Genomic DNA, 20,727 nt, shown 5'->3' with positions numbered 1-20,727 from the left:
CTGTCGTTCTCCTTATTTGGCGAGCCAGACGAAGTACGTCATCAAGGCCAGGACGCCCAGAATCATCACGAAGGCGTAGTGATACAGATAGCCCGTTTGCACGCGCCGCACCAGGCCCGCCACGGCCCCCACCACTTTCCAGCTGAGGTTGACGATACCGGCCTCGATGACCCCGCGATCGCCCCCCTTCCATAGACCGATACCGATGGCGCGCGCCGCACGCGCAATGATGTGTTCGTTGATCCAGTCCATGTAGTACTTGTTTTCCAGCACCACGACGATGGGACGCAGGACCTGCGCGATGCGTGCCGGCAACTCGGGCCGCACCACATACAAGTACCAAGCCGACAGTGCACCGGCCAAGGCCAAGTACAGCGGCGGCGTGCTCAACGCGTGCCAGGCCATTGCCAACGGTCCGTGGAAGTTCTCGGCGAAGCGGGCCATCGCCGGGTGCTTGTCGGCGTGCACCTCGATCGAGGCGGCCAGAAAATCGCCGAACAACATCGGCTCGATCGTGAGGTAGCCGATCACCACCGACGGCACCGCCAGCGCCAGCAACGGCGCCGTCACCACCCACGGCGACTCGTGTGGCTTGCCTTCACCGTGGTCGTCGTGGTCACCGTGGTGCGCATGGTGGGCGTCCGGGTTTTGGTCGTAGCGCTCGGTGCCATGGAAGACCAGGAAGTACACGCGAAACGAATAAAACGCCGTCACGAAGACGCCCGCCAGCACCGCGACGTACGCGAACCCCGACGCCGGCAGGTTGCTGAAGTGCACCGCTTCGATGATGGCGTCCTTGGAGTAGAACCCCGAAAACAGCGGCGTGCCGATCAGCGCCAGCGTCCCCAAGAGAAAGGTGATCCAGGTGATCGGCATATATTTGCGCACCGCACCCATATAGCGGATATCCTGGTTGTGGTGCATGCCAATGATGACCGAGCCCGCCGCCAGGAACAGCAACGCCTTGAAAAAGGCGTGCGTCATCAGGTGAAACACCGCCACCGAATAGGCCGAGGCCCCCAGCGCCACCGTCATATACCCCAGCTGCGACAGCGTCGAGTAAGCGACGACGCGCTTGATGTCGTTCTGGATGATGCCCAGAAACCCCATGAACAAGGCGGTGATGGCGCCGATGACCAAAATGAAGTTGAGCGCCGCATCCGACAGTTCATAGATCGGCGACATGCGCGCGACCATGAAAATGCCGGCGGTCACCATGGTGGCGGCGTGGATCAGCGCCGAAATCGGCGTCGGGCCCTCCATCGAATCGGGCAGCCACACGTGCAGCGGGAACTGCGCGCTCTTGCCCATGGCGCCGATGAACAGGCACACGCCGATGACGGTCACCAGCATGGCCTCTTGGCCGAACACATACCAGGGAAATTCGATGCCCGCCAGCTCTGGCGCCTTGTCGAAAATTTCGTTGTAATTGAGCGTACCGGTGTAGGCCGCCAGCAGCCCGATGCCCAAAATGAAGCCGAAGTCACCGACACGGTTGACCAAGAAGGCCTTCATGTTGGCAAAAATGGCCGTTGGCTTGTTGAACCAGAAGCCGATCAGCAGATACGACACCAGACCGACCGCCTCCCAGCCAAAGAACAGCTGCAGCAGATTGTTGCTCATGACCAGCATGAGCATCGAAAAGGTGAACAGCGAGATGTAGGCGAAGAAGCGGTTGTAACCGGGGTCATCTTCCATGTAACCGATGGTATAGATGTGCACCATCAGCGACACGAAGGTCACCACACACATCATCATCGCGGTCAAGCCATCGACCAGGAAGCCGATTTCCATCTTCAGGCCGCCGATAACCATCCATTCGTAGATGGTTTGGTCGAAATAGGCGCCATCGAGCGCAACCCGCTTGAGCGTGATGGCCGACAGGATGAAGGACACCAACACGCCCAGGATGGTGAGGCTGTGCGACCAGCGCCGGCCGATCCAGTTGCCACCCAGCTTGGTACCGAGGATGCCGGCGGCAGCCGCGCCCGCCAGGGGCGCCAGCGGCACGGCCAACAACATGCTTGCGGAGAGTGTCGTCATGGTTGGGGTCGCGTGGTATGCGAAGTGCGTCTCAGCCCTTCAGGGTGTCGAGCGTCTGGACATCGATCGATGACTTGTTGCGGAACAGCAGCACCAAGATCGCCAACCCGATGGCCGACTCGGCCGCCGCCACCGTCAGGATGAAGAACACGAACACCTGTCCGTGCAAATCACCCAGGTAGTGCGCAAACGCCACGAAGTTGATGTTGACGGCCAGCAGCATCAGCTCGATGGCCATCAGCAGCACGATCAGGTTTTTGCGGTTGAGGAAGATGCCCACCACCGACAAAGCAAACAGGATCGCACCCACCGACAGAAAGTGACCGACCCCCAGGGTCCCAAGCGTACTCATGCCTGCTCCTCCTTGGCCGCCGCCACACGGGCCGGCGGCACGCTGAGCACCTGCAGCCGCTCGCTCGCCTTGGCGCGCACCTGGATCCCTGGGTCGATCGTCTTGGTGTCCTTGCGTCCGCGCAGCGTCAGCGCGATGGCGGCCACCATGCCAACCAGCAGGATCACCGCGGCCACCTGAATCGGATACAGATAGTCGCTGTACAACAAGCGGCCCAGTTCGTACGTGTTGCGGTGGTCGCTGGCGTGCATGGCGCGCGTGGCCACGTTGGCGTCGGCGGTCGCGGTCGGGAAACCCGCCCACAGCACGGCGATCAGCTCGACGCTGACCAATGCGCCCAGCAGCAAGGCCAGCGGTAGATGCCTCCAAAAGCCCGCGCGCATGGCATCGACATGGATGTCGAGCATCATGACGACGAACAAAAACAGCACCATCACCGCGCCCAGATACACCAGCACCAGCGCGATGCCCAAAAACTCGGCCTTCAACAGCAGCCACAGCGCCGCTGCCTGCGAAAAAGCCAGCATCAGATACAGCACCGCATGCACCGGATTGCGCGCCGTGATGACGCGCACGCCGGCAAACAACAGCACCGCCGAAAAGAAATAGAAAAAGGCTGCAACGAAATCCATGATGTGCTCGTGCGTGCTGCCGTGGTCAACGGTATTTGGCGTCGGCCGCCTTGGCGGCGGCGATTTCTTTCTCGTAGCGATCGCCGACCGCCAGCAACATCTCCTTGGTGAAGTAGAGGTCGCCGCGCTTTTCGCCGTGGTACTCGAAGATATGGGTCTCCACGATCGCATCGACCGGACAGGCTTCCTCACAGAAGCCGCAGAAAATGCATTTGGTCAGGTCGATGTCGTAGCGCGTGGTGCGGCGCGTGCCGTCGGCGCGCTCGCCCGACTCGATGGTGATGGCCATCGCCGGGCAGACGGCCTCGCACAACTTGCAGGCGATACAGCGCTCCTCACCATTGGGGTAGCGGCGCTGCGCGTGCAAGCCACGAAAACGCGGCGACAGCGGCGTCTTTTCTTCCGGGTATTGCAGCGTCACCTTGCGGCGCAGTGCATAGCGCCCGGTCAACGCCATGCCCTTGAACAGCTCGACGAGCAAAAAGCTCTTGAAAAAATCTTTCAACGAGAACGGCGCGACGGCGGTGGCGGACATCGGTAGGCCCTCCTTCACTTCCACGGATTCCACGGCGTCTGCATCACGGCGCCCACCAACAGCAGCCAGATCAGTGTCACGGGGATGAAGATCTTCCAGCCCAGGCGCATGATCTGGTCATAGCGAAAGCGCGGGAACGTGGCGCGAATCCAGATGAACATCGACACGACGATGGCCGTCTTCAGGCCCAACCAGACCCAGCCCGGGATGGCATTGAAGACGACGCTGTCGATCGGTGCGTCCCAGCCGCCCAGGAACATCAGCACCGCCAGAATCGACACCAGCCACATGCTGGCGTACTCGGCCAAGAAGAAGATGGCAAAGCTCATGCCGGAGTACTCCACCATGTGGCCGGCCACGATTTCGGCCTCGCCCTCGACGACGTCGAACGGGTGGCGGTTGGTCTCGGCCACCGCCGAAATCAAGTACACCATGAAAATGGGCAGTAGCGGCAGCCAGTTCCACGACAGAAAGTTCAACCCCATGTCGGCGGCGACGCCACGCTGCTGCGACGCCACGATGTCGGCCAAATTGAGACTGCCGGCGGTCATCACCACCACCAGGAAGCAAAAGCCGATGGCGATCTCGTAGCTGACCATCTGCGCCGATGCACGCAGCGCGCCCAAGAACGCATATTTGGAGTTCGATGCCCAACCGGCGATGATGACGCCGTAGACCTCGATGGAGGTGATGGCCAAAATGACCAGCAGCCCCGCGTTGACGTTGGCCAGCACGACATCGGGCCCGAACGGCACCGCCACCCACGCCGCCAGCGCCGGCATGATGGCCATGATGGGCCCGAGGCGAAACAGCCCCCCGTTGGCTGCGGTGGGACGGATCAACTCTTTGGTCAGGAGTTTGAGCGCATCGGCAATCGGTTGCAGCAAACCGAACGGACCGACCCGGTTGGGGCCAAGGCGCACCTGCATGAAGCCCAACAGGCGCCGCTCCCACCACGTCAGGTAAGCCACCAACAGCATCAGGGGCGCCAAGAGCGCCACGATTTTGAGCAGAATCCACAGCACCGGCCAACCGGCCTGGGTCCACCAGGCGGCCGAGCTCAGGTTCAGGCCACCCTGGTACAACGTGTCGATCATGCACTCACTCCTTCGGCGACACGGACACGGCCCGCCCGGCCATCGGCAGTGGCCTGCAGCGCCGGCGCTCGACGCACCAGCGCGTCGAGCTGGTAAATCGCGGCCACGCATGGCGCCCCCCGCGCCGGGGTCAGGTCGATCGGGGCGTCGCAGCGGTTATCCAAGCGTTGCGCCGGCACGAAAGCACCGTGGGGCACGCCGGGCAGCACTTGCGCCAACACCTCTTGCGACGAGGTGTATTCGAAACCGGGCAGACCGAGCACGTTGCCCAACACGCGCAGCACCTTCCAGGCCGGGCGCGTCTCGCCCAGTGGCTTGACGACCGCCTGAAAGCTCTGCAGCCGACCTTCGGCATTGACGAACGAGCCAGACGTTTCGGTAAATGGCGCCACCGGCAACAATACGTCACTGATGTCGAGGTTGGTCCGAAATGGGCTGAGCGTCACCACCAGCTCGGCCTCGGCCAGACCGCTGGCAGGCGCAGCGGTGTCCAGCCCCGGCTCCACGCCCAGCAACACCGCCGCCTTCAACGCCCCCGGCCGCAGCATCTGTGCCGCATTCAGGCCACCCGGGCCTGGCAGCATGCCCACCAGCTGCGCGCCGACGGTATTGGCCGCTTCGGTCAACACCCCCCAGCGCGCGCCGGTTTGTTCAGCCACCCACTGCGCCAATGCCAGCAGCGCCGCTGCACGTTCGTGGTGCATGGCCGCGTTGCCCAACAACACCGCGCGCCGCTCGCCGCCGAGCAGCGACTGCGCGATGGCGCGCGCCGTCTCGTCCGCCTGCACGCCCTGCACCGCCGCCGGCGGCGTCAGGCCACGCGCCTCGGCCACCGCCACCGCCACCTGCGCCAGCGCCTGTACCCAATCGGCAAACGACGTCAACGCGACGCGGTACAGCGGCAACGCCCAGTCCGGTGCCTGCTCCACCAACGCCGAGACCTGCGCGCCTTTGCGCGCGGCTTGGCGAATGCGCTGCGCAAACAACGGATGATCCTTGCGTAGGTTGGACCCCACCACCAGCACACGGTCCAGCGCCGACAGCTCGGCGATCGGCAACCCCAACCAACGCGCCGTGCCCGCGGGCGCCGCGGCATCGAAGGCGGCCGCGCGCAGGCGGTGGTCGCGGTTGGGGCTGCCCAACCCGTCCATCAGGGCGCGCGCCAGCGCCAGCTCCTCGACCGTGGCGTGCGGGCTGGCCAGCAGACCGATGGCACCGGCTCCGTGCTGGGCGCACACCCCCTTCAAACCCTGGGCGACGTATTCGAGCGCGGTCTGCCAATCGACGCTGCGCCACTCCCCGCCTTGCTTGATCATCGGCTGGGTCAGCCGCTCGGGGCTGCTGAGCGCCTCGTAGCTGAAGCGGTCGCGGTCGGCGATCCAGCACTCGTTGACAGCCTCGTTTTCCAGCGGCACCACGCGCAGCACACGGTCGCCCTTGACCTGTACCACCAGATTGGCCCCGGTGGAATCGTGCGGGCTGATGCTCTTGCGCCGGGATAGCTCCCAGGTGCGCGCCGCATAGCGAAACGGCTTGCTGGTGAGGGCCCCCACCGGACACAGGTCGATCATATTGCCCGACAGCTCCGAGTCCACTGTCTGCCCGACGAAGGTCTCGATTTCCGAATGCTCGCCACGGTGGCTCATGCCGAGCTCCATGACACCGGCGATTTCCTGTCCGAAGCGTACGCAGCGGGTGCAGTGGATGCAGCGGCTCATCTCCTCCATCGAGATGAGCGGCCCCACATTTTTGTGGAAAACGACGCGCTTTTCTTCCTGGTAGCGCGACTGCGTACCGCCGTAGCCGACCGCCAGATCTTGCAATTGACACTCGCCGCCCTGGTCGCAAATCGGGCAGTCCAGCGGGTGGTTGATGAGCAAAAACTCCATCACCGCTTTTTGTGCCTTGATGGCCTTTTCACTCTTGGTGCGCACCACCATGCCCATCGACACGGGCGTGGCGCACGCCGGTATCGGCTTCGGCGCCTTCTCCACATCGACCAGGCACATGCGGCAGTTGGCCGCGATGGACAACTTTTTATGATAACAAAAATGGGGAATGTAGATCCCGGCCTTGTCGGCGGCATGCATGACCATGCTGCCAGCGGGCACCTCGACCTTGCGGCCGTCGATTTCGATTTCGACCATGGTGGGCTTTCCCTCAGACATACGCCGGAACCATGCAGGTCTTGTGTTCGACGTGGTATTCGAATTCGTGGCGGAAATGCTTGATCATGCCGCGCACCGGCATCGCCGCCGCATCGCCCAGCGCGCAGATCGTGCGGCCCATGATGTTTTCCGCCACGTTGTCCAGCAGCGCCAAATCCTCCGCTCGCCCCAAGCCGCGCTCGATGCGATCGACCACCCGCCACAGCCAGCCGGTGCCCTCGCGGCAGGGCGTGCACTGGCCGCAGGACTCGTGCATGTAAAAGTAGCTCAGACGCTGCAGGGCTTTGACCATGCAGCGCGTCTCGTCCATCACGATCACCGCGCCCGACCCCAGCATCGAGCCCGCTTTGGCGATGCTGTCGTAGTCCATGGTGAGGTCCATCATGATGTCGGCCGGCAGTACCGGGGCCGACGAGCCCCCCGGAATGACTGCCTTCAAGCGCTGCCCGCCGCGCACGCCGCCGGCCAACTCCAACAGTTTGGCAAACGGCGTGCCCAGCGGAATTTCGTAATTGCCCGGACGCTCGACGTCACCACTGACCGAAAAGATCTTGGTGCCGCCGTTGTTGGGCTTGCCCATCTCCAGATAGGCCTGACCACCGTGACGGATGATCCACGGCACCGCCGCGAAGGTTTCGGTGTTATTGATGGTGGTGGGTTTGCCGTACAGGCCGTAGCTGGCAGGAAACGGCGGCTTGAAGCGCGGCTGGCCTTTTTTGCCTTCGAGCGATTCCAGCAGCGCGGTCTCCTCACCACAGATATAGGCCCCGAAGCCGTGATGCGCGTACAGTTGAAAGGAAAAACCGCTGCCCAGGATATTTTCACCCAGGTAGCCAGCGGCGCGCGCCTCTTGCAGCGCTTCTTCGAAGCGCTCATAGACCTGAAAGATTTCGCCGTGAATATAGTTGTAGCCAACCGAGACACCCATCGCGTAGGCAGCGATTGCCATCCCCTCGATGACGATGTGCGGGTTGTACATCAGGATGTCACGGTCTTTGCAGGTGCCGGGCTCGCCCTCATCCGAATTGCACACCAAATACTTCTGCCCGGGAAATTGACGCGGCATGAAGCTCCACTTCAGGCCGGTGGGAAAGCCCGCCCCGCCGCGCCCGCGCAGCGCGCTGGTCTTGACCTCGGCGATCACCTGATCGGGCGTCATGCCCTCGCCACCATCCTGGCCCAGGATCTTGCGCAACGCCTGGTAGCCGCCACGCGCCTCGTAGTCCTTGAGCCGCCAGTTGGTGCCATCCAGGCCGGCGTAGATTTGCGGCGCGATGTGCCGACCGTGAAAGCAGGTCTGCACCCCGGTAGCCTGAAACTGCTGCAGCAGTTGATTGACGTTCATGCCTGCCCCTCCTGCGCCGCGGCGCGCAGTCCGTCGATGAGCTGGTCGAGCCGCTCGTCGGACATGAAACTGCACATATGGCGGTCGTTGACCAACATCACCGGCGCATCGGCGCACGCCCCCAAACACTCGGACGCCTGCAGGGTGAACAGCCCGTCTGCGGTGGTGCCGCCGGGCGCCACGCCCAGTTTGTCGGCCAGGTACTGCAGCGCCTTGGCGCCGTCGCGCAGCTGGCACGGCAAATTGGTGCAGACATTGAGCTTGAAGCGCCCCACCGGCTGCTGGTTGTACATGTTGTAGAAAGTGGTGACCTCGTGCACGGCGATCGGCGCCATGCCCAGGTAGTTGGCCACCGCCAACTCGGCCGCCGGGCTCACCCAGCCATATTCCTGCTGGATGATGGCCAAGCAGGCCATCACCGCCGATTGGCGCTGATCGGCCGGGTACTTGGCCACTTCGCGTGCAAAGCGCGCCAGCGTCGCCTCGCTCAGGGCCAGCGGCTGCACGGCTGCAGTCTCGGTGCTCATCGGTCGATCTCTCCAAACACGATGTCCAGGGTGCCGATGATGGCCACCGCGTCGGCCAGCATGTGCCCACGCGCCATCTCGTCCAGGCAGGACAGGTGGGCAAAGCCGGGGGCGCGGATCTTGAGCCGGTACGGCTTGTTGGCCCCGTCGCTGATGATGTAGATGCCAAATTCGCCCTTGGGATGCTCCACCGCCGCATACGCCTCGCCCTCGGGCACGTGAAAGCCCTCGGTGAACAGCTTGAAGTGGTGGATCAGGGCCTCCATGTCGGCCTTCATCGTCTCGCGCCGGGGTGGCGCCACCTTGGTGTTGTCGGTGATCACTGGCCCTGGGTTGGCGCGCAGCCAGTCCACGCACTGCTTGATGATGCGATTGGACTGGCGCATCTCCTCCATGCGCACCAGATAGCGGTCGTAGGTGTCGCCGTTCTTGCCCACCGGGATGTCAAAGTCGAGGCGGTCGTACACCTCGTAGGGCTGCTTTTTACGCAGATCCCAGGGGATGCCGGAGCCACGCAACATCGGCCCGGTCATGCCCATCGCCAGCGCCTTCTCGGGCGGCACCACGCCGATGCCCACCGTGCGCTGCTTCCAGATACGGTTGTCAGTCAGCAGCGTGTGGTATTCGTCCAAGTAGGTGGGGAAGCGCTGTGTGAAGTCGTCGATGAAGTCCAGCAGCGAGCCTTGACGGTTGCGGTTGAGCTCCTCCAGCGGCCGCGCGCCACGGATTTTGCCCGGCTGGTGCTGCGGCATCGTGTCGGGCAAGTCGCGGTAGACGCCGCCGGGACGGAAATACGCCGCGTGCATGCGCGCCCCCGACACGGCTTCGTACATGTCGAACAGGTCTTCGCGCTCGCGAAAGCAGTACAGCAAAATGGTGGAGCTGCCGCAGTCGTTGCCGTGCGAACCCAGCCACATCAGATGGTTGAGCAGCCGGGTGATTTCCGCGAACATGACGCGGATGTACTGGGCGCGGATGGGCACCTCGATGCCGAGCAGCTTTTCGATCGCCAGACAGTAGGCGTGCTCGTTGCACATCATCGAAACATAGTCCAGCCGATCCATATAGGGCAGCGACTGGATATAGGTCTTGTGCTCGGCCAGTTTTTCGGTGGCGCGGTGCAGCAGGCCAATGTGCGGGTCGGCGCGCTGCACGACCTCGCCGTCGAGCTCCAGCACCAGCCGCAGCACGCCGTGTGCGGCGGGATGCTGCGGCCCGAAGTTGAGGGTGTAGTTCTTGATGTCAGCCATGTCGGTCAACCCCTGCAGGACGCCGCCGGCGTCAGTGCAAGCCCCCGTAGCCTTCTTCGCGGATGATGCGCGGTGTGATTTCGCGCGGCTCGATGGTCACCGGCTCGTAGATGACGCGGCGCCGTTCCGGGTCGTAACGCATCTCGACGTGACCCGACAGCGGAAAGTCCTTGCGGAACGGATGACCGATGAAGCCGTAGTCGGTGAGGATGCGTCGCAAATCGGCGTGCCCCTCGAAGACGATGCCAAACAGGTCGAATGCTTCACGCTCGTACCAGTTGGCCGACGGCCACAGATCGGTGACGGTGTCCACCACCGGAAAATCGTCGTCCGCACAGAAGGTGCGCACGCGCACGCGCTGGTTCAGCGTCACCGACAGCAGGTGCACGACGACGGCGAAGCGCGACCCTTCCCAGGCGCCGTCGCGGTAGGTGGAGTAGTCCACGCCGCACAGATCGATCAACTGCTCGAAACGACAGTGCGGCGCATCACGCAGCACGCGCATGGCCTCGTGGTACTGGGCTGCATCGACCTCCACGGTCACTTCGCCACGCTGCAGCTGCACGCGGCGCGCGCGCTCGCCCAGCGCCGCCACCACCGCATCGTGCACGGCTTGTGGCGCCGGGCGGACGGTTTGCTGCGCCAAGGCAGCCCAGTCGAACGCGGACGTCGTCGCTGTCATCGAATGCTCTCCTGCGGGATACCGGCGCGCCGCCCTCAGACGCGCGCGATGGTCTGGGTGCGGCGGATCTTGTGCTGCAGCTGGATGATGCCGTACAGCAAGGCTTCAGCCGTCGGCGGGCAACCGGGGACATAGACATCTACCGGCACGATGCGGTCGCAGCCGCGCACCACCGAGTAGCTGTAGTGGTAGTAACCACCGCCGTTGGCGCACGATCCCATACTCAGCACCCAGCGCGGCTCGGCCATCTGGTCGTACACCTTGCGCAGCGCCGGCGCCATCTTGTTGCACAGCGTACCGGCCACGATCATCAAATCCGACTGGCGCGGGCTGGCGCGAAACACCTCGGCGCCAAAGCGCGCAATGTCGTAGCGGGCGGTGGCCGCATGCATCATCTCGACGGCACAGCACGCCAGCCCGAACGTCATCGGCCACAGCGAGCCCGTCTTGGCCCAGTTCACCACGGCGTCGTAGCTGGTGGTGAAGAACCCCTCTTTGAAGACACCTTCGATCATCTGCGGCTCCCAGGTTGCGTCGGCCAAGCGGCTGGATGGTCACTCCCAGTCCAGCGCCCCCTTCTTCCACTCGTAGGCGAAGCCCACCACCAGAATCGCCAGGAACATCACCCCAGCCCAAAACCCCGTGGCACCGATGTCGGCAAAGGCCACCGCCCAAGGGATCAGAAAGGCGATTTCCAAATCGAACAGAATGAACAAGATGGCCACGAGGTAGTAGCGCACATCGAATTTCATGCGCGCGTCTTCGAACGCCTCGAATCCACACTCGTAGGGAGAGTTTTTTTCCGGATCGGGCCGATTCGGCCCGAGCAGATAACCAAATACCTGCGGGAGTACCCCAACCGCCAAGCCCACCAGAATGAACAGAAGGACGGGCAAATACTGCTCGAGGCTCACGGTTTTCTCCGGAAAGAAGCGCCCTGCAGGCGCTTTTCGGTGTCTGAACTTGGTGCCGACGGCGAGCATCGGCCATCTTGAAAAATCAAGGCCTTAGCTCGACGCTGCGTATTTTCTGCGGACTGCCGCGCATCCAAGGCGCAGCCACCGCGCAGCGCGGTGCGAAGTGTACCACCACAAGGCCGCCCGCCCGCGCCTTCCTTTGCCCGATCCCCGCGCGCAGCGCGGCCCGCACCCCTTTTTTGTTCCGGCCCGTTCTCTATAGGGTGCGGGCGGCGTGCCCGCGACAGACACCATCTTGAAAGGACCTTCGATGGACGAGCACATTCCTGCGCCCGGGCGGTTCCAGTCCGATCTGCTGACCGCCGACGACATTGCCACGCTGTTGCGCGTTCGCATTACCACCGTGTACCACTGGTCGTCGGGCGTGCGCAACCCGCCGCCCGGCTTTCCCGCGTCGCTGCACATAGGAAAGCGCGTGCGCTGGCGTGCGGACGAAGTGCGGCAGTGGCTGGAGGCCTGCAGGCACGCCGAGCCGCCCGCTAAGCGGGGCCGGGGGCGCCCTCGCAAGCTGTTTGTGTTTCAGAGTGCAGACAATGCTGACTAAGGTTATTCCGCAGCAAAAGCGCTACACCAGCGCGCGGGCGCTGGTTGACTACGCCCTCGAGCCCGATGAGCAGCGTGCCGCCGAGCTGGCCGAAGGCCTGCCGCCCGATGCGGCGGCGTTGGTGCAATACGCAGCGCGCTCCGGTGTCGAAAGCGCAGGCGTGACCCCAGCCCTTGCCGCTGCGGGCATCACCGATCCGCTGCGGCAGCAGCGCGAGCTTGCGCGTGCGCTGGATGCAATCGTGCAGCGCGTGCGGGCAGCTGGCGTGGCAGCCGACCAGCCGCTGTATCACGTGGTTGTTACATGGCAGCCCGGGGAGCGCCCCACCGACGCGCAGGCGCGCCAGGCGTTCGAGCACGTGCTGGGAGCGCTGGGCATGCGCGACGCTGCCGCGTTTTACGTGGTGCACCGGGACAAAGAGCACCACCACGTGCACGCCGTGGCGTGCAAGTACCATCCCGAAACGCTAGCGTACCTCGGCCCGCCTAAGCGCGATTTTTTGGTGCTGGATCGCGCCATGCGCGAGATCGAGCTGGTGCAGGGCTGGCGGCACTCGCCCGGTCCGCACGTGGTAGAAAACGGGACCGTTCGCTTGCTTTCCGCGCGCGAGCGCAAGCGAGCCCAACATCTTGCCGCCGACCGTGCTACCGGCCTGCCCGGGCTGCTGGCGTTTGCGGAGCATTACAACATCCGCCAGCGACTTGAAGCCGCCCACGACTGGCAAGCGGTGCATGCTGCGTTGCAGGAGCACGGATTGGCATTGCAGCCCAAGGGCAGCGGCTATGTGCTCGCCGCTGCGGATGAGCGGGGCAAGCAGCGTGTGATTAAGCTGTCCGAGCTCGGCATACGCAGCGCTGCCTTCCAGCAGCGCCTTGGCCCTTATCAGCCGCCGCAGCAGCCGGTGCAGCCTCGCATAACGCTTGCAGCTTACCAAGTGGCATGCATGCGCGGCGACATCCCTGAGCAGCCCCGCACCGGCAAACGCGACCCAGGTTTGCGCGAGCAGCGCAGACAGCAGCGGGCCGAAGCCCGGCGCGAGCTGTACGAGCGTTACCGTGAGCACGTTGCGCAAGCACCGGCGCAAAAGCGGGCGGCGCTGGCCGCGCTGAAAGCGCAGCAAAAGCGGGAGCGGCAGCAGTTGCTCGACGCGTTGCGAGCCGCGCACACACAGCGCATCGAGGCTTTGGTACAAGTGCATGGCACGGAAGTCGCCCGGCAGTTGCTGGCAGGGCAAAACGCCGCTGCGCTGAATGCCCTTAAAACCCGCCACCGCGCTGAGCGCGAGGCGCTGCTGAAGCAGTATTCACCGTCGTGGCGCGACTTCCTCGAGATGCGTGCCCGGCTGTACCAAGACCCCGCCGCCATCGCTGCATTGCGGGGCATAGCTTACCGCGAAAAGCGCAAGCAAAAGCAGCGTGAGGCCGGTTTCGAAGGTGAGGACTTGCGCGACTACCCGCGCGACGGTGTTTTGCTAGCGGGCAGCATTTCCGGCGAAGCGCAGCGCTGGACGCTGGCGCAAGCGCACGCGGAGGTGTCGCGCGACTGGACGGTTATTACCTACCGCGACGACCAGGGCCGCGAGCGCATTCGCGATGCAGGCCAGCGCATCGAGGTGGCAGGCGGCCCCGACGACGAGGACGCCACCATCGCGGCGCTGGAGCTTGCTGCCGACCGTTATGGCGGCGAAGTGCTGATCACCGGCGATGCTGCATTTCGGGAGCGGGCTGCGCGACTTGCCGCCCGTCGTGGCATAGCCGTGGCAAACCTGGAATTGCAGCGTGTTTGGCATGCAGAACGCGAACTGTTGCTTGAACTCAGTAATGCGCATACAATGCCGTCACCGTCACTTAATGCAAAGGAGGTGAAGCATGACCGCTGAGACTGAAACCATCGAGTCTGTTCGCGCACAGATTGTTGCGTGCGAGCAACAGCTTGCCGCGCTGCGGGAAAAGCTGCGGGCGCTGGCCGCGGAAGCCATTACCAAGGCCGCCCGCGAAGCGGGGCTTGGGCCACAGGATGTAGCAGCCATTGTCGGACGCAAGTCCGCTGTTTCGCGCCCGCGCCGCGGTGTGCTGGCGCCGAAGTACCGCGATCCAGTATCGGGCCGCACGTGGTCCGGCAAAGGCCGCAAACCCGCGTGGGTGCACGAGCATATTGAGCGCGGCGGATCGCTGGACGAGCTTGCCGTGGCGTGATACAATACGTCCGTTGCTAGCAAGCAACATCCATCTTGATTCCAGGCTTTCTCCTTACCGCACCCCCCGCCTCGCGCGGGGTTTTTTTATGCTGGCTGCCAGCCAAGCTGCGGCAGCTTTTCGGCAAGTGCGTCCGGGTGCAGTACCGGATCGGGGTAAAACAGCACGCGCATGCGCGGCCAGGGGTATTCCGGCGCAATAGCTTCGGCAAGCAGCCGCGTACAGTACGTTTCGCCCGGCGCGGACCACAGCAGCCGCCGCGAAAACGGCTTGCCAAGCCACGCTGCGCATCGAGCCACTACTCGGGCGGCTTCGCCGGGTGGCGCAGCAAACAGCGCGGTGTCGCGCGAGTGCCCGCAAAACTCCCCCCAGTCTTGCGCCACCACCCCCGCATCCGGGGTGGCATGGATGACAAACTCCCGTGTCGCCGTGCGTACCAGCAGCCCCGCATGCGTAAACCGCCGCTGCTCGGGCGGCAGGGGCGAATGCGCGGCGATGGCCCGCGTTACCGCGTCGTCCAGGCCCAGCCGCAGCACCGCGGCGGCATGCATAGCACTGGTGTGCGCAGCAAGCGGCGCCAGCAGCCCGGCAAACAGCAAGTCACGGCGTCGCATGGCGTGGTTTGGCGAGCATGTCGGTGCGAAACACTAAGCGGTAATCCAGCGGACAGTCGCCGTACAGTGTAATTTGTCCGGCAGCCAGCAGCGTGCTAATAGCCTGCCGCACGCCCGAACCGACGCCAAATCGCCGCACGAGCGAGCCGACGGAATGTGGGCGCTCAGCTAGTGCTGCCAGCACCGATTCTTCGATGGGAAGATGTTTATCGCTCATAACACTAATGCAAACAGCATGCGGGCGGCGGCATACGGGTGCAGCACTTCCAGCAGCATCCACGCAATAGCCGCTCGATTGTGCGGGCGGGCCATGACCGGCACGAGCACCCAAAACAGCCCGTGCAGCACCAAAATAGCCCGCCACCACCGATCCATCATCACATCCTGAAGCGGGGCGCCGCCTCGCGGCGGGCAAGCTCTTTTTCCCACGCCGCGTCGAACTCGTTCCATGCTTTGCAGTCGGTGCGCTGATAGCTGTCGCCCGCGATGGTCATGGTGTTTTTGTTATGCAGCACCATTTCAATGCGCATCGGCATGGGACCATCCAGGTACGGATGGCCCGACTCCGGCACGACAAAGCTCATTTTCTTTTCCTCAAGCTTTTTGCTTCCCCAAAATGCAGACGGGAACTGCTTGACGTGGAATACCAGATGAGTTTTCCCGCCCGGGCCGTAATCCACGCGCATTACTGCGTTTTGCTTGAGCTTTTCCGACTGCCAGCAGCCGACATATTGATCGGCATCATTACCGACGCAGCCCGACAGCAGGGCGGCAGCGGAAACGGCAGCAATAGCAACTTTCAGCATGACAGGCTCCTTTCTTACTGCTTAAAACTACCGAATGCTGAGTGGCACCCGGTACGGATAGCAATGGCATCGGCATCGGCGGCATAAACGCCCAGCACATCACCATTGCCATACACCCGCAATGTTATACCGTTATCACGGCCGGTGATCGCAATAACGTTGTCAACAATCATTACATTTCCTTCTATTTGTATCTTGCCGCGCCTGTCGGCCATATCCACAACGGCGCGGTTGTTTTTCATGGCTATTTTCATTGCTAGCGGGCCGCCATCGATGCTTTTGTAGCATCCGTCCGGTAGGGTTGTGGCGCCGGCATATCCGGCTAGCAACGCCGCAGCCGCGGCAATCCAAGCATGTGTGTTCATAGAACCTCCGTTACAAATTGCCCATTGCTGTACCCGCGCACAGCCACCACTTCATCTACTATCCGCCCCGGCTGCCCCGAGATGCGGCGGATGGACACCACCACATTCACCGCTTCGGCAATCAGTTCCGGGGCAGGCGGCACACCAGCTTCCTGAATCAGCTGCCCCACCCGAATCAGCGCCGCCCGCGCATCGTTGGCGTGCACTGTGCCGACGCCGCCAGGATGCCCGGTATTCCACGCCTTAAGCAGTGCCAGCGCAGACTTGTCGCGCACTTCGCCTACCACGATGCGGTCTGGGCGCAGCCGCATGGTGGCGCGCAGCAGTTGCGTTTGATCGACATTGATCGTGGTGCGCAAAAACACGACATTGCTAGCTGTGCATTGCAGCTCTTGCGTGTCCTCGATCACCACAATCCGTGACTGCGGATCGTGCCGCGCAACGGCATCGAGTACCGCGTTGGCAAGCGTAGTTTTGCCGGTGCCGGTGCCGCCCGCGATGAGAATGTTGCGCCGGGCTTCCACGGCCTCCACAATCGCCCGCCGTTGCACCTCCGACATAATGCCTCGCGCGACATAATCGTCCAGCGTAAACACCATTTCCGCCTTTTTGCGCACGGCAAAAGCCGGTGCAGCCACCGCTGGCGGCACCAGCGCTTCCATGCGCGCGCCGCCGAATTCGCTGCCGCCGTTAGGTAGCTCGCATTCCAACACCGGCGCATCAGCATTCACCACCGATCCCACCAGGGCCGCCGCGGTGTTGATAATGGCCGTGGCTTGCGTGGCCGACACATCGCCTTCGCGGGTCATGCCGTGGCCGGCGCGCTCCACCCACAGCCCCCCGTCGGGATTGACCATGATTTCCACCACCGTCCGGTCGGCAAAATACCCCATCAGCTTCGGTCCAAACGCTCGCCGCAAAGCCTCGATTTGGCGCTGGTACGCTTCATGTGCCGGTGACATTTATTCCCCCTTAACAAGTCCAAAATACCGCGAATCTAGCGACATCAGGTGATCGCCGATGACCACCACGTGCCCCGGCGTGACCAGAATTTCCGCACCCCACGTTGGATGCGGCAGTGGCTTCCCCTTGGAATCCCGCACTTGCCAAGGCGCGCGGTACACGATCGGTTCCTGCCCGCCGCGGTACACCGCAATGTCGTGCGGTGTGAACAACACCCGGTCCCCCGCTGTTGCAATTACGCGCTTAAGCAGCCGTGCCGTTCCGTCCGGGCACGGGCCGTCGGGGAGATGCCCGATGGGCAGCGGTCGGCAGAACTCGACGTAGTCGCCCGGTTGCGCTTCGGCAATTGGCACCACGCGGTACAGCAGCCCCGGCAACGAAGGCGTCAGATTCACCCGCCACCCCTGCGCCCACGCCGCTGTGCCGCCCGCGCAGATGACGGCAAGCGCTGCGAGCGCTGCCAGCGGCGCAGCCAGCGATGACCGAGCCGCTCGACGGCGGAGCCGATCGAAAAGGCGATTCGAGACAAGTACAGCCATACCATGTGTCCTCCGCGGGCACGCCGCCCGCACCCTATAGAGAACGGGCCGGAACAAAAAAGGGCCAAGGGGCGCCCGGGGCGCTGGGATCGGGCAAAGGAAGGTTGTTGATCTGGTGTGCTGCTGTTGTGTCCTGCGGTGGTGTTTGCCATAATAGGTGCGTACCAAGTACCACTGGATGGAGCGGCGACATGAATACGGAAGTCTGGAAATACCGCCTGCAGCTTGCGTGGCAGCTTGCTAAAAATATGTTTGCGTGGTTTATCGCATACTGGGTGCTCATTGGAATTCCCGTATATCTCATCGACGTGTTGAAGCTTGGACACCAAAGCTTCGTCGTGAACTTCGTCGTTATCTATTTTCCGTATTACACTCTCCTGTTTATTTTTGCGCGGCGCCTGTTGTTGCTGTCGCTGTACAGCGTGGCGGTGTTGTGGGACTGGATTCGCTACTTCACTCCGCCGCTGGTGTACTGGGTGCGCCGCCGCGTGTTGCGCCGGTGGTGACCGGCGCGCTGGCCGGTCCCAGGCGTTGCCGCTTGGCAAGCACCGGGTCTTCGTAATACTTGATCTTGCGGCCGTAAATCGGCTTGAACCCCGCCACGAAAATCAGCGCGTCATCTGGCGGCAGGCGCATGCATTCGTCGGCAGTCAGCAGAGGGCGCTGGACGATTTGCTCGTTGGTGCTGACGTTGTTTAGCAGTATGCTGAGCCGCGATCCCGAATAATTGCGTTGCTCGTGTCGAACGGTCGCCACGCCGGTCATCTTCGACAGCAGTTCCGCCGTTTCCACTTTGTTGGGCGCGTAGGCAATGCGGATGTGGCAGTTGGAAATGATGGACTCATCTTTGGTGTACGCCTTTTGCAATTGCGAGAGGTCCTGTGTGATGAGCATGGCCTTCAAGCCGTAGCCCGCGATAAACGCCAGCGCTTCCTCGAAAACGTCCAGCTTGCCCAACGCCGGGAATTCGTCGATAAGCAGCAGCAGGCGGTGGTGGTAGCGGGTGCGCGAAGCCCCGCCCGCATCGAATTCCATACTCTCGGTCAACCGTCTCACCACTTGATTTATGATAAGCCGCAGCAAGGGCTTCAGGCGATCCTTGTCCGATGGCGGCACCACCAGATACAAGCTGGTTTTTTGCTGCATCAAGCTTTCAATCGTGAAATCCGATCCCGACGTGTTATGCGCCACAATCGGATCGCGGTACAGCGCCAAAAACGACAGCGCGGTGGACAGCACACCCGACGCTTCGTTCGGCGCTTTGTTTAGGTACGACTGCGCCGCTTGTCCAGCGGTTTGCCAGCCGATGCGCTGCCACATCGGCATCGCGTCGCCCTGCAGTTCCAGGATGGAGCGGGCGCGGGCGACGATGTACTCAAAGACCGCCTTGATACCTTCCGACCGCTCGTCCTTGTCGCGGTGGCGCTGCTCGGCCTCCGCGCGGGCGCGGATGATCCCGCCGTCAGAAAGGATGGATTGCACTGTCGCCAAACTGCGTTCCGACTCCGGGATGTCTTCCAGCAGCACATACAAAATCACCCCGGTCAGCAGGTCGAAGCCGGTTTTGGCCCAGTGGTCCTGCAGGCCTTTGCCATCCGGGTCCACGATAATCGTGGCAATGTTTTGCACATCCTTCACGATGTTGCCGTCCCGCCGGATTTCGGCCAGCGGGTTGAACCGCGCCGACTCCGCTTCCGACGGCGCAAACCGCAGGCAGCGCTGGCCGAGCACCTTTTCCCGGAAGCCGCTTGTCAGCGCCCAGTTTTCGCCTTTAATGTCGTGCACCAGCACGGACTCGTCCCACGACAGCAGTGTCGGCACCACAATACCCACGCCCTTGCCTGAGCGTGTCGGCGCAAACACCAGAATGTGCTCAGGCCCCTTGTGCCGCAGGTAAATCTGGCGCTGGCGCTTCCAGCCCAGGCGTTGCGGCCACCAGCGCCACTGCTGGGCAAACCGCGGCGGCACGCGGACATCCTGCACCACCGATCCCACCAAACAGCCGCCCTTATTCGCCTCCGACGGCAGCAGCCCGCTTTTGGCAATATCCTGATCCGACGCCCAGCCAGCTGAGCCGTGCAGGTGCAGTTCCTCGTTTTTCAGTTTGCGGGTGCGGTGCCAAATATAGGTTACCGCCACCAGCAGCCCGGCGATGCCAAACCCGGCCAGAATGGCGATGGCCTGCGTAATAACGGTGCGCGTTTCGGCGGCAACATCGGGTCGGAAGTATTTCCAAATCCACACAAAAATCGCGCCGGGCACGTAAAGCCCGCCCTTGCCGCTGGGGTCGGGCCATACTGGCTGGCCGAGCGATGGGTGGTACCCGAACCGCCACGCCGCATACTGCCCGGCCACGATAAGCCCGACCAACAGCACGGCCACGCACAAACCCGCCGCAACCCACACCACACGGGCAAGGTCGGCGGACGACTTAGGAATGTTGTAAATCGATGGTGTTGCCATAAAACCCTCCGCGCGGGCACCGCGCCCGCACCCCTTAGAGAATGGGCCGGAACAAAAAAGCCCGGCGCGAAGGCCGGGCAACTTCTCTCACGGGGGGCGGGTTAGTTAATTGCGGTACAGCGCCAGAAACGAAAGCGCCGTGGACAGCACGCCCGAAGCCTCGTTTGGCGCTTTGTTAAGGTACGACTGCGCCGCTTGTCCGGCGGTCTGCCAGCCAATGCGTTGCCACATCGGCATCGCATCGCCTTGCAGTTCCAGGATCGTGCGGGCGCGGGCCACGATGTACTCAAACACCGCCTTGCTGCCCTCTGACCGCTCGTCCTTATCACGATGCCGCTGCTCGGCTTCGGTCCGGGCGCGAATAATCCCGCCATCCGACAAAATGGATTGGACAGTTGCCAAACTACGTTCCGATTCCGGGATGTCTTCCAGCAGCACGTACAAAATCACCCCAGCAAGAAGATCTGCGCTCGCTTTAGTCGCCCCTGAAATATTCATAACATCATGATTTTTCTTGTGTTATTGTCTGTTTGCGAGTACAATTTCCCCCAGATTTGATGGTCTGATGCGCCGTTTTCTGGGAGTTTTTCGATGTTTGCCTGCCCCGCCACCGAGGACTTCTTCCGCTTG

At 62.9% G+C, this 20,727-nt stretch carries 25 protein-coding genes; 4 read left to right on the top strand and 21 right to left on the bottom strand.

Annotated elements, in window-relative coordinates; genetic code table 11:
• Positions 1-12 precede the first annotated feature (12 nt).
• From nuoL to Tchar_RS08450, 12 genes are read right to left on the bottom strand one after another with little or no spacing between them, the layout of a single operon-like run.
• Complete coding sequence (gene nuoL / locus Tchar_RS08505) at positions 13-2,043, bottom strand: NADH-quinone oxidoreductase subunit L (protein ID WP_236640401.1); 2,031 nt, start codon at positions 2,041-2,043, stop codon at positions 13-15.
• A 31-nt stretch (positions 2,044-2,074) separates the two neighbouring features.
• Positions 2,075-2,395: an NADH-quinone oxidoreductase subunit NuoK gene (nuoK, locus tag Tchar_RS08500; RefSeq protein WP_144328640.1), complete on the bottom strand. Its 321-nt coding sequence runs from the start codon at positions 2,393-2,395 to the stop codon at positions 2,075-2,077.
• Positions 2,392-3,027 (bottom strand): NADH-quinone oxidoreductase subunit J, encoded by a 636-nt coding sequence (locus Tchar_RS08495; RefSeq protein ID WP_144328639.1) that lies wholly within the window; start codon positions 3,025-3,027, stop codon positions 2,392-2,394. The genes nuoK and Tchar_RS08495 overlap by 4 nt, the downstream gene beginning before the upstream one ends.
• Positions 3,028-3,052: 25 nt before the next feature.
• The gene (gene nuoI / locus Tchar_RS08490; protein ID WP_144328638.1) at positions 3,053-3,562 is read right to left on the bottom strand and encodes an NADH-quinone oxidoreductase subunit NuoI; all 510 of its coding nucleotides are present in this window, start codon (positions 3,560-3,562) and stop codon (positions 3,053-3,055) included.
• Positions 3,563-3,576: 14 nt separating this feature from the next.
• Positions 3,577-4,659 carry an NADH-quinone oxidoreductase subunit NuoH gene (gene nuoH / locus Tchar_RS08485; protein ID WP_144328637.1) on the bottom strand — a complete coding sequence of 361 codons (1,083 nt, stop codon included), beginning with the start codon at positions 4,657-4,659 and terminating at the stop codon, positions 3,577-3,579.
• Positions 4,656-6,806 carry an NADH-quinone oxidoreductase subunit NuoG gene (nuoG, locus tag Tchar_RS08480; protein ID WP_144328636.1) on the bottom strand — a complete coding sequence of 717 codons (2,151 nt, stop codon included), beginning with the start codon at positions 6,804-6,806 and terminating at the stop codon, positions 4,656-4,658. Before nuoG ends, nuoH begins: the two co-directional genes overlap by 4 nt.
• A 13-nt stretch (positions 6,807-6,819) precedes the next feature.
• On the bottom strand, positions 6,820-8,172 hold the full coding sequence (gene nuoF / locus Tchar_RS08475) for an NADH-quinone oxidoreductase subunit NuoF (RefSeq protein ID WP_144328635.1): 1,353 nt from the start codon (positions 8,170-8,172) through the stop codon (positions 6,820-6,822).
• The gene (nuoE, locus tag Tchar_RS08470; protein WP_144328634.1) at positions 8,169-8,699 is read right to left on the bottom strand and encodes an NADH-quinone oxidoreductase subunit NuoE; all 531 of its coding nucleotides are present in this window, start codon (positions 8,697-8,699) and stop codon (positions 8,169-8,171) included. Before nuoE ends, nuoF begins: the two co-directional genes overlap by 4 nt.
• Positions 8,696-9,949: an NADH-quinone oxidoreductase subunit D gene (locus tag Tchar_RS08465; protein ID WP_144328633.1), complete on the bottom strand. Its 1,254-nt coding sequence runs from the start codon at positions 9,947-9,949 to the stop codon at positions 8,696-8,698. The genes nuoE and Tchar_RS08465 overlap by 4 nt, the downstream gene beginning before the upstream one ends.
• A gap of 31 nt (positions 9,950-9,980) precedes the next feature.
• Positions 9,981-10,631 carry an NADH-quinone oxidoreductase subunit C gene (locus Tchar_RS08460; RefSeq protein ID WP_144328632.1) on the bottom strand — a complete coding sequence of 217 codons (651 nt, stop codon included), beginning with the start codon at positions 10,629-10,631 and terminating at the stop codon, positions 9,981-9,983.
• A 35-nt stretch (positions 10,632-10,666) separates the two neighbouring features.
• Positions 10,667-11,146, bottom strand: coding sequence for a NuoB/complex I 20 kDa subunit family protein (locus Tchar_RS08455; protein WP_143900744.1), 480 nt, complete (start codon positions 11,144-11,146; stop codon positions 10,667-10,669).
• 39 nt (positions 11,147-11,185) lie between these two features.
• Entirely contained in the window at positions 11,186-11,545 is a 360-nt protein-coding gene (locus Tchar_RS08450; RefSeq protein WP_144328631.1) for an NADH-quinone oxidoreductase subunit A, read from the bottom strand.
• Positions 11,546-11,858: 313 nt separating this feature from the next.
• On the opposite strand from Tchar_RS08450, the gene Tchar_RS08445 reads away from it, so the two are divergent.
• The 3 genes from Tchar_RS08445 to Tchar_RS08435 are packed head-to-tail and all read left to right on the top strand — an operon-like array spanning position 11,859 to position 14,347.
• Positions 11,859-12,152, top strand: coding sequence for a helix-turn-helix transcriptional regulator (locus tag Tchar_RS08445; protein WP_144328630.1), 294 nt, complete (start codon positions 11,859-11,861; stop codon positions 12,150-12,152).
• Entirely contained in the window at positions 12,142-14,031 is a 1,890-nt protein-coding gene (gene traI, locus Tchar_RS08440) for a TraI/MobA(P) family conjugative relaxase (protein ID WP_144328629.1), read from the top strand. The genes Tchar_RS08445 and traI overlap by 11 nt, the downstream gene beginning before the upstream one ends.
• A complete protein-coding gene (locus tag Tchar_RS08435) occupies positions 14,021-14,347 on the top strand; it encodes an H-NS histone family protein (protein WP_144328628.1) in 327 nt (108 codons plus the stop codon). Before traI ends, Tchar_RS08435 begins: the two co-directional genes overlap by 11 nt.
• An 86-nt stretch (positions 14,348-14,433) precedes the next feature.
• Here Tchar_RS08435 and Tchar_RS08430 read toward each other — a convergent pair whose 3' ends face one another.
• The 7 genes from Tchar_RS08430 to Tchar_RS08405 are packed head-to-tail and all read right to left on the bottom strand — an operon-like array spanning position 14,434 to position 17,634.
• Positions 14,434-14,961, bottom strand: a complete 528-nt coding sequence (locus Tchar_RS08430) for a hypothetical protein (protein WP_144328627.1) — start codon at positions 14,959-14,961, stop codon at positions 14,434-14,436.
• A complete protein-coding gene (locus Tchar_RS08425; RefSeq protein WP_144328626.1) occupies positions 14,948-15,178 on the bottom strand; it encodes a hypothetical protein in 231 nt (76 codons plus the stop codon). Before Tchar_RS08425 ends, Tchar_RS08430 begins: the two co-directional genes overlap by 14 nt.
• On the bottom strand, positions 15,175-15,336 hold the full coding sequence (locus Tchar_RS13745; RefSeq protein ID WP_161595487.1) for a hypothetical protein: 162 nt from the start codon (positions 15,334-15,336) through the stop codon (positions 15,175-15,177). Before Tchar_RS13745 ends, Tchar_RS08425 begins: the two co-directional genes overlap by 4 nt.
• Before the next feature lie 2 nt (positions 15,337-15,338).
• Positions 15,339-15,767: a hypothetical protein gene (locus Tchar_RS08420; protein ID WP_144328625.1), complete on the bottom strand. Its 429-nt coding sequence runs from the start codon at positions 15,765-15,767 to the stop codon at positions 15,339-15,341.
• Between the two features lie 14 nt (positions 15,768-15,781).
• Positions 15,782-16,132, bottom strand: a complete 351-nt coding sequence (locus Tchar_RS08415; protein ID WP_144328624.1) for a hypothetical protein — start codon at positions 16,130-16,132, stop codon at positions 15,782-15,784.
• The gene (trbB, locus tag Tchar_RS08410; protein ID WP_144328623.1) at positions 16,129-17,094 is read right to left on the bottom strand and encodes a P-type conjugative transfer ATPase TrbB; all 966 of its coding nucleotides are present in this window, start codon (positions 17,092-17,094) and stop codon (positions 16,129-16,131) included. Before trbB ends, Tchar_RS08415 begins: the two co-directional genes overlap by 4 nt.
• Positions 17,095-17,634 (bottom strand): S26 family signal peptidase, encoded by a 540-nt coding sequence (locus tag Tchar_RS08405; protein WP_144328622.1) that lies wholly within the window; start codon positions 17,632-17,634, stop codon positions 17,095-17,097.
• Between the two features lie 191 nt (positions 17,635-17,825).
• Between Tchar_RS08405 and Tchar_RS08400 the strand changes: the two genes are divergently transcribed.
• Positions 17,826-18,140 carry a hypothetical protein gene (locus Tchar_RS08400; RefSeq protein ID WP_144328621.1) on the top strand — a complete coding sequence of 105 codons (315 nt, stop codon included), beginning with the start codon at positions 17,826-17,828 and terminating at the stop codon, positions 18,138-18,140.
• Here the strand turns inward: Tchar_RS08400 and Tchar_RS08395 are convergent.
• Together Tchar_RS08395 and Tchar_RS08390 are read right to left on the bottom strand one after the other, a co-directional pair.
• The gene (locus tag Tchar_RS08395; protein WP_144328620.1) at positions 18,088-20,097 is read right to left on the bottom strand and encodes a type IV secretory system conjugative DNA transfer family protein; all 2,010 of its coding nucleotides are present in this window, start codon (positions 20,095-20,097) and stop codon (positions 18,088-18,090) included. The genes Tchar_RS08400 and Tchar_RS08395 overlap by 53 nt on opposite strands.
• A 105-nt stretch (positions 20,098-20,202) precedes the next feature.
• Complete coding sequence (locus Tchar_RS08390; protein WP_144328619.1) at positions 20,203-20,595, bottom strand: hypothetical protein; 393 nt, start codon at positions 20,593-20,595, stop codon at positions 20,203-20,205.
• Between the last annotated feature and the right edge of the window lie 132 nt (positions 20,596-20,727).

The organism is Tepidimonas charontis (genome assembly GCF_007556685.1).
Classification (GTDB): Bacteria; Pseudomonadota; Gammaproteobacteria; order Burkholderiales; family Burkholderiaceae_C; genus Tepidimonas; species Tepidimonas charontis.
Note: the sequence above shows the minus strand (reverse complement) of the source record. Positions and strands in the feature narration are given on the sequence as shown.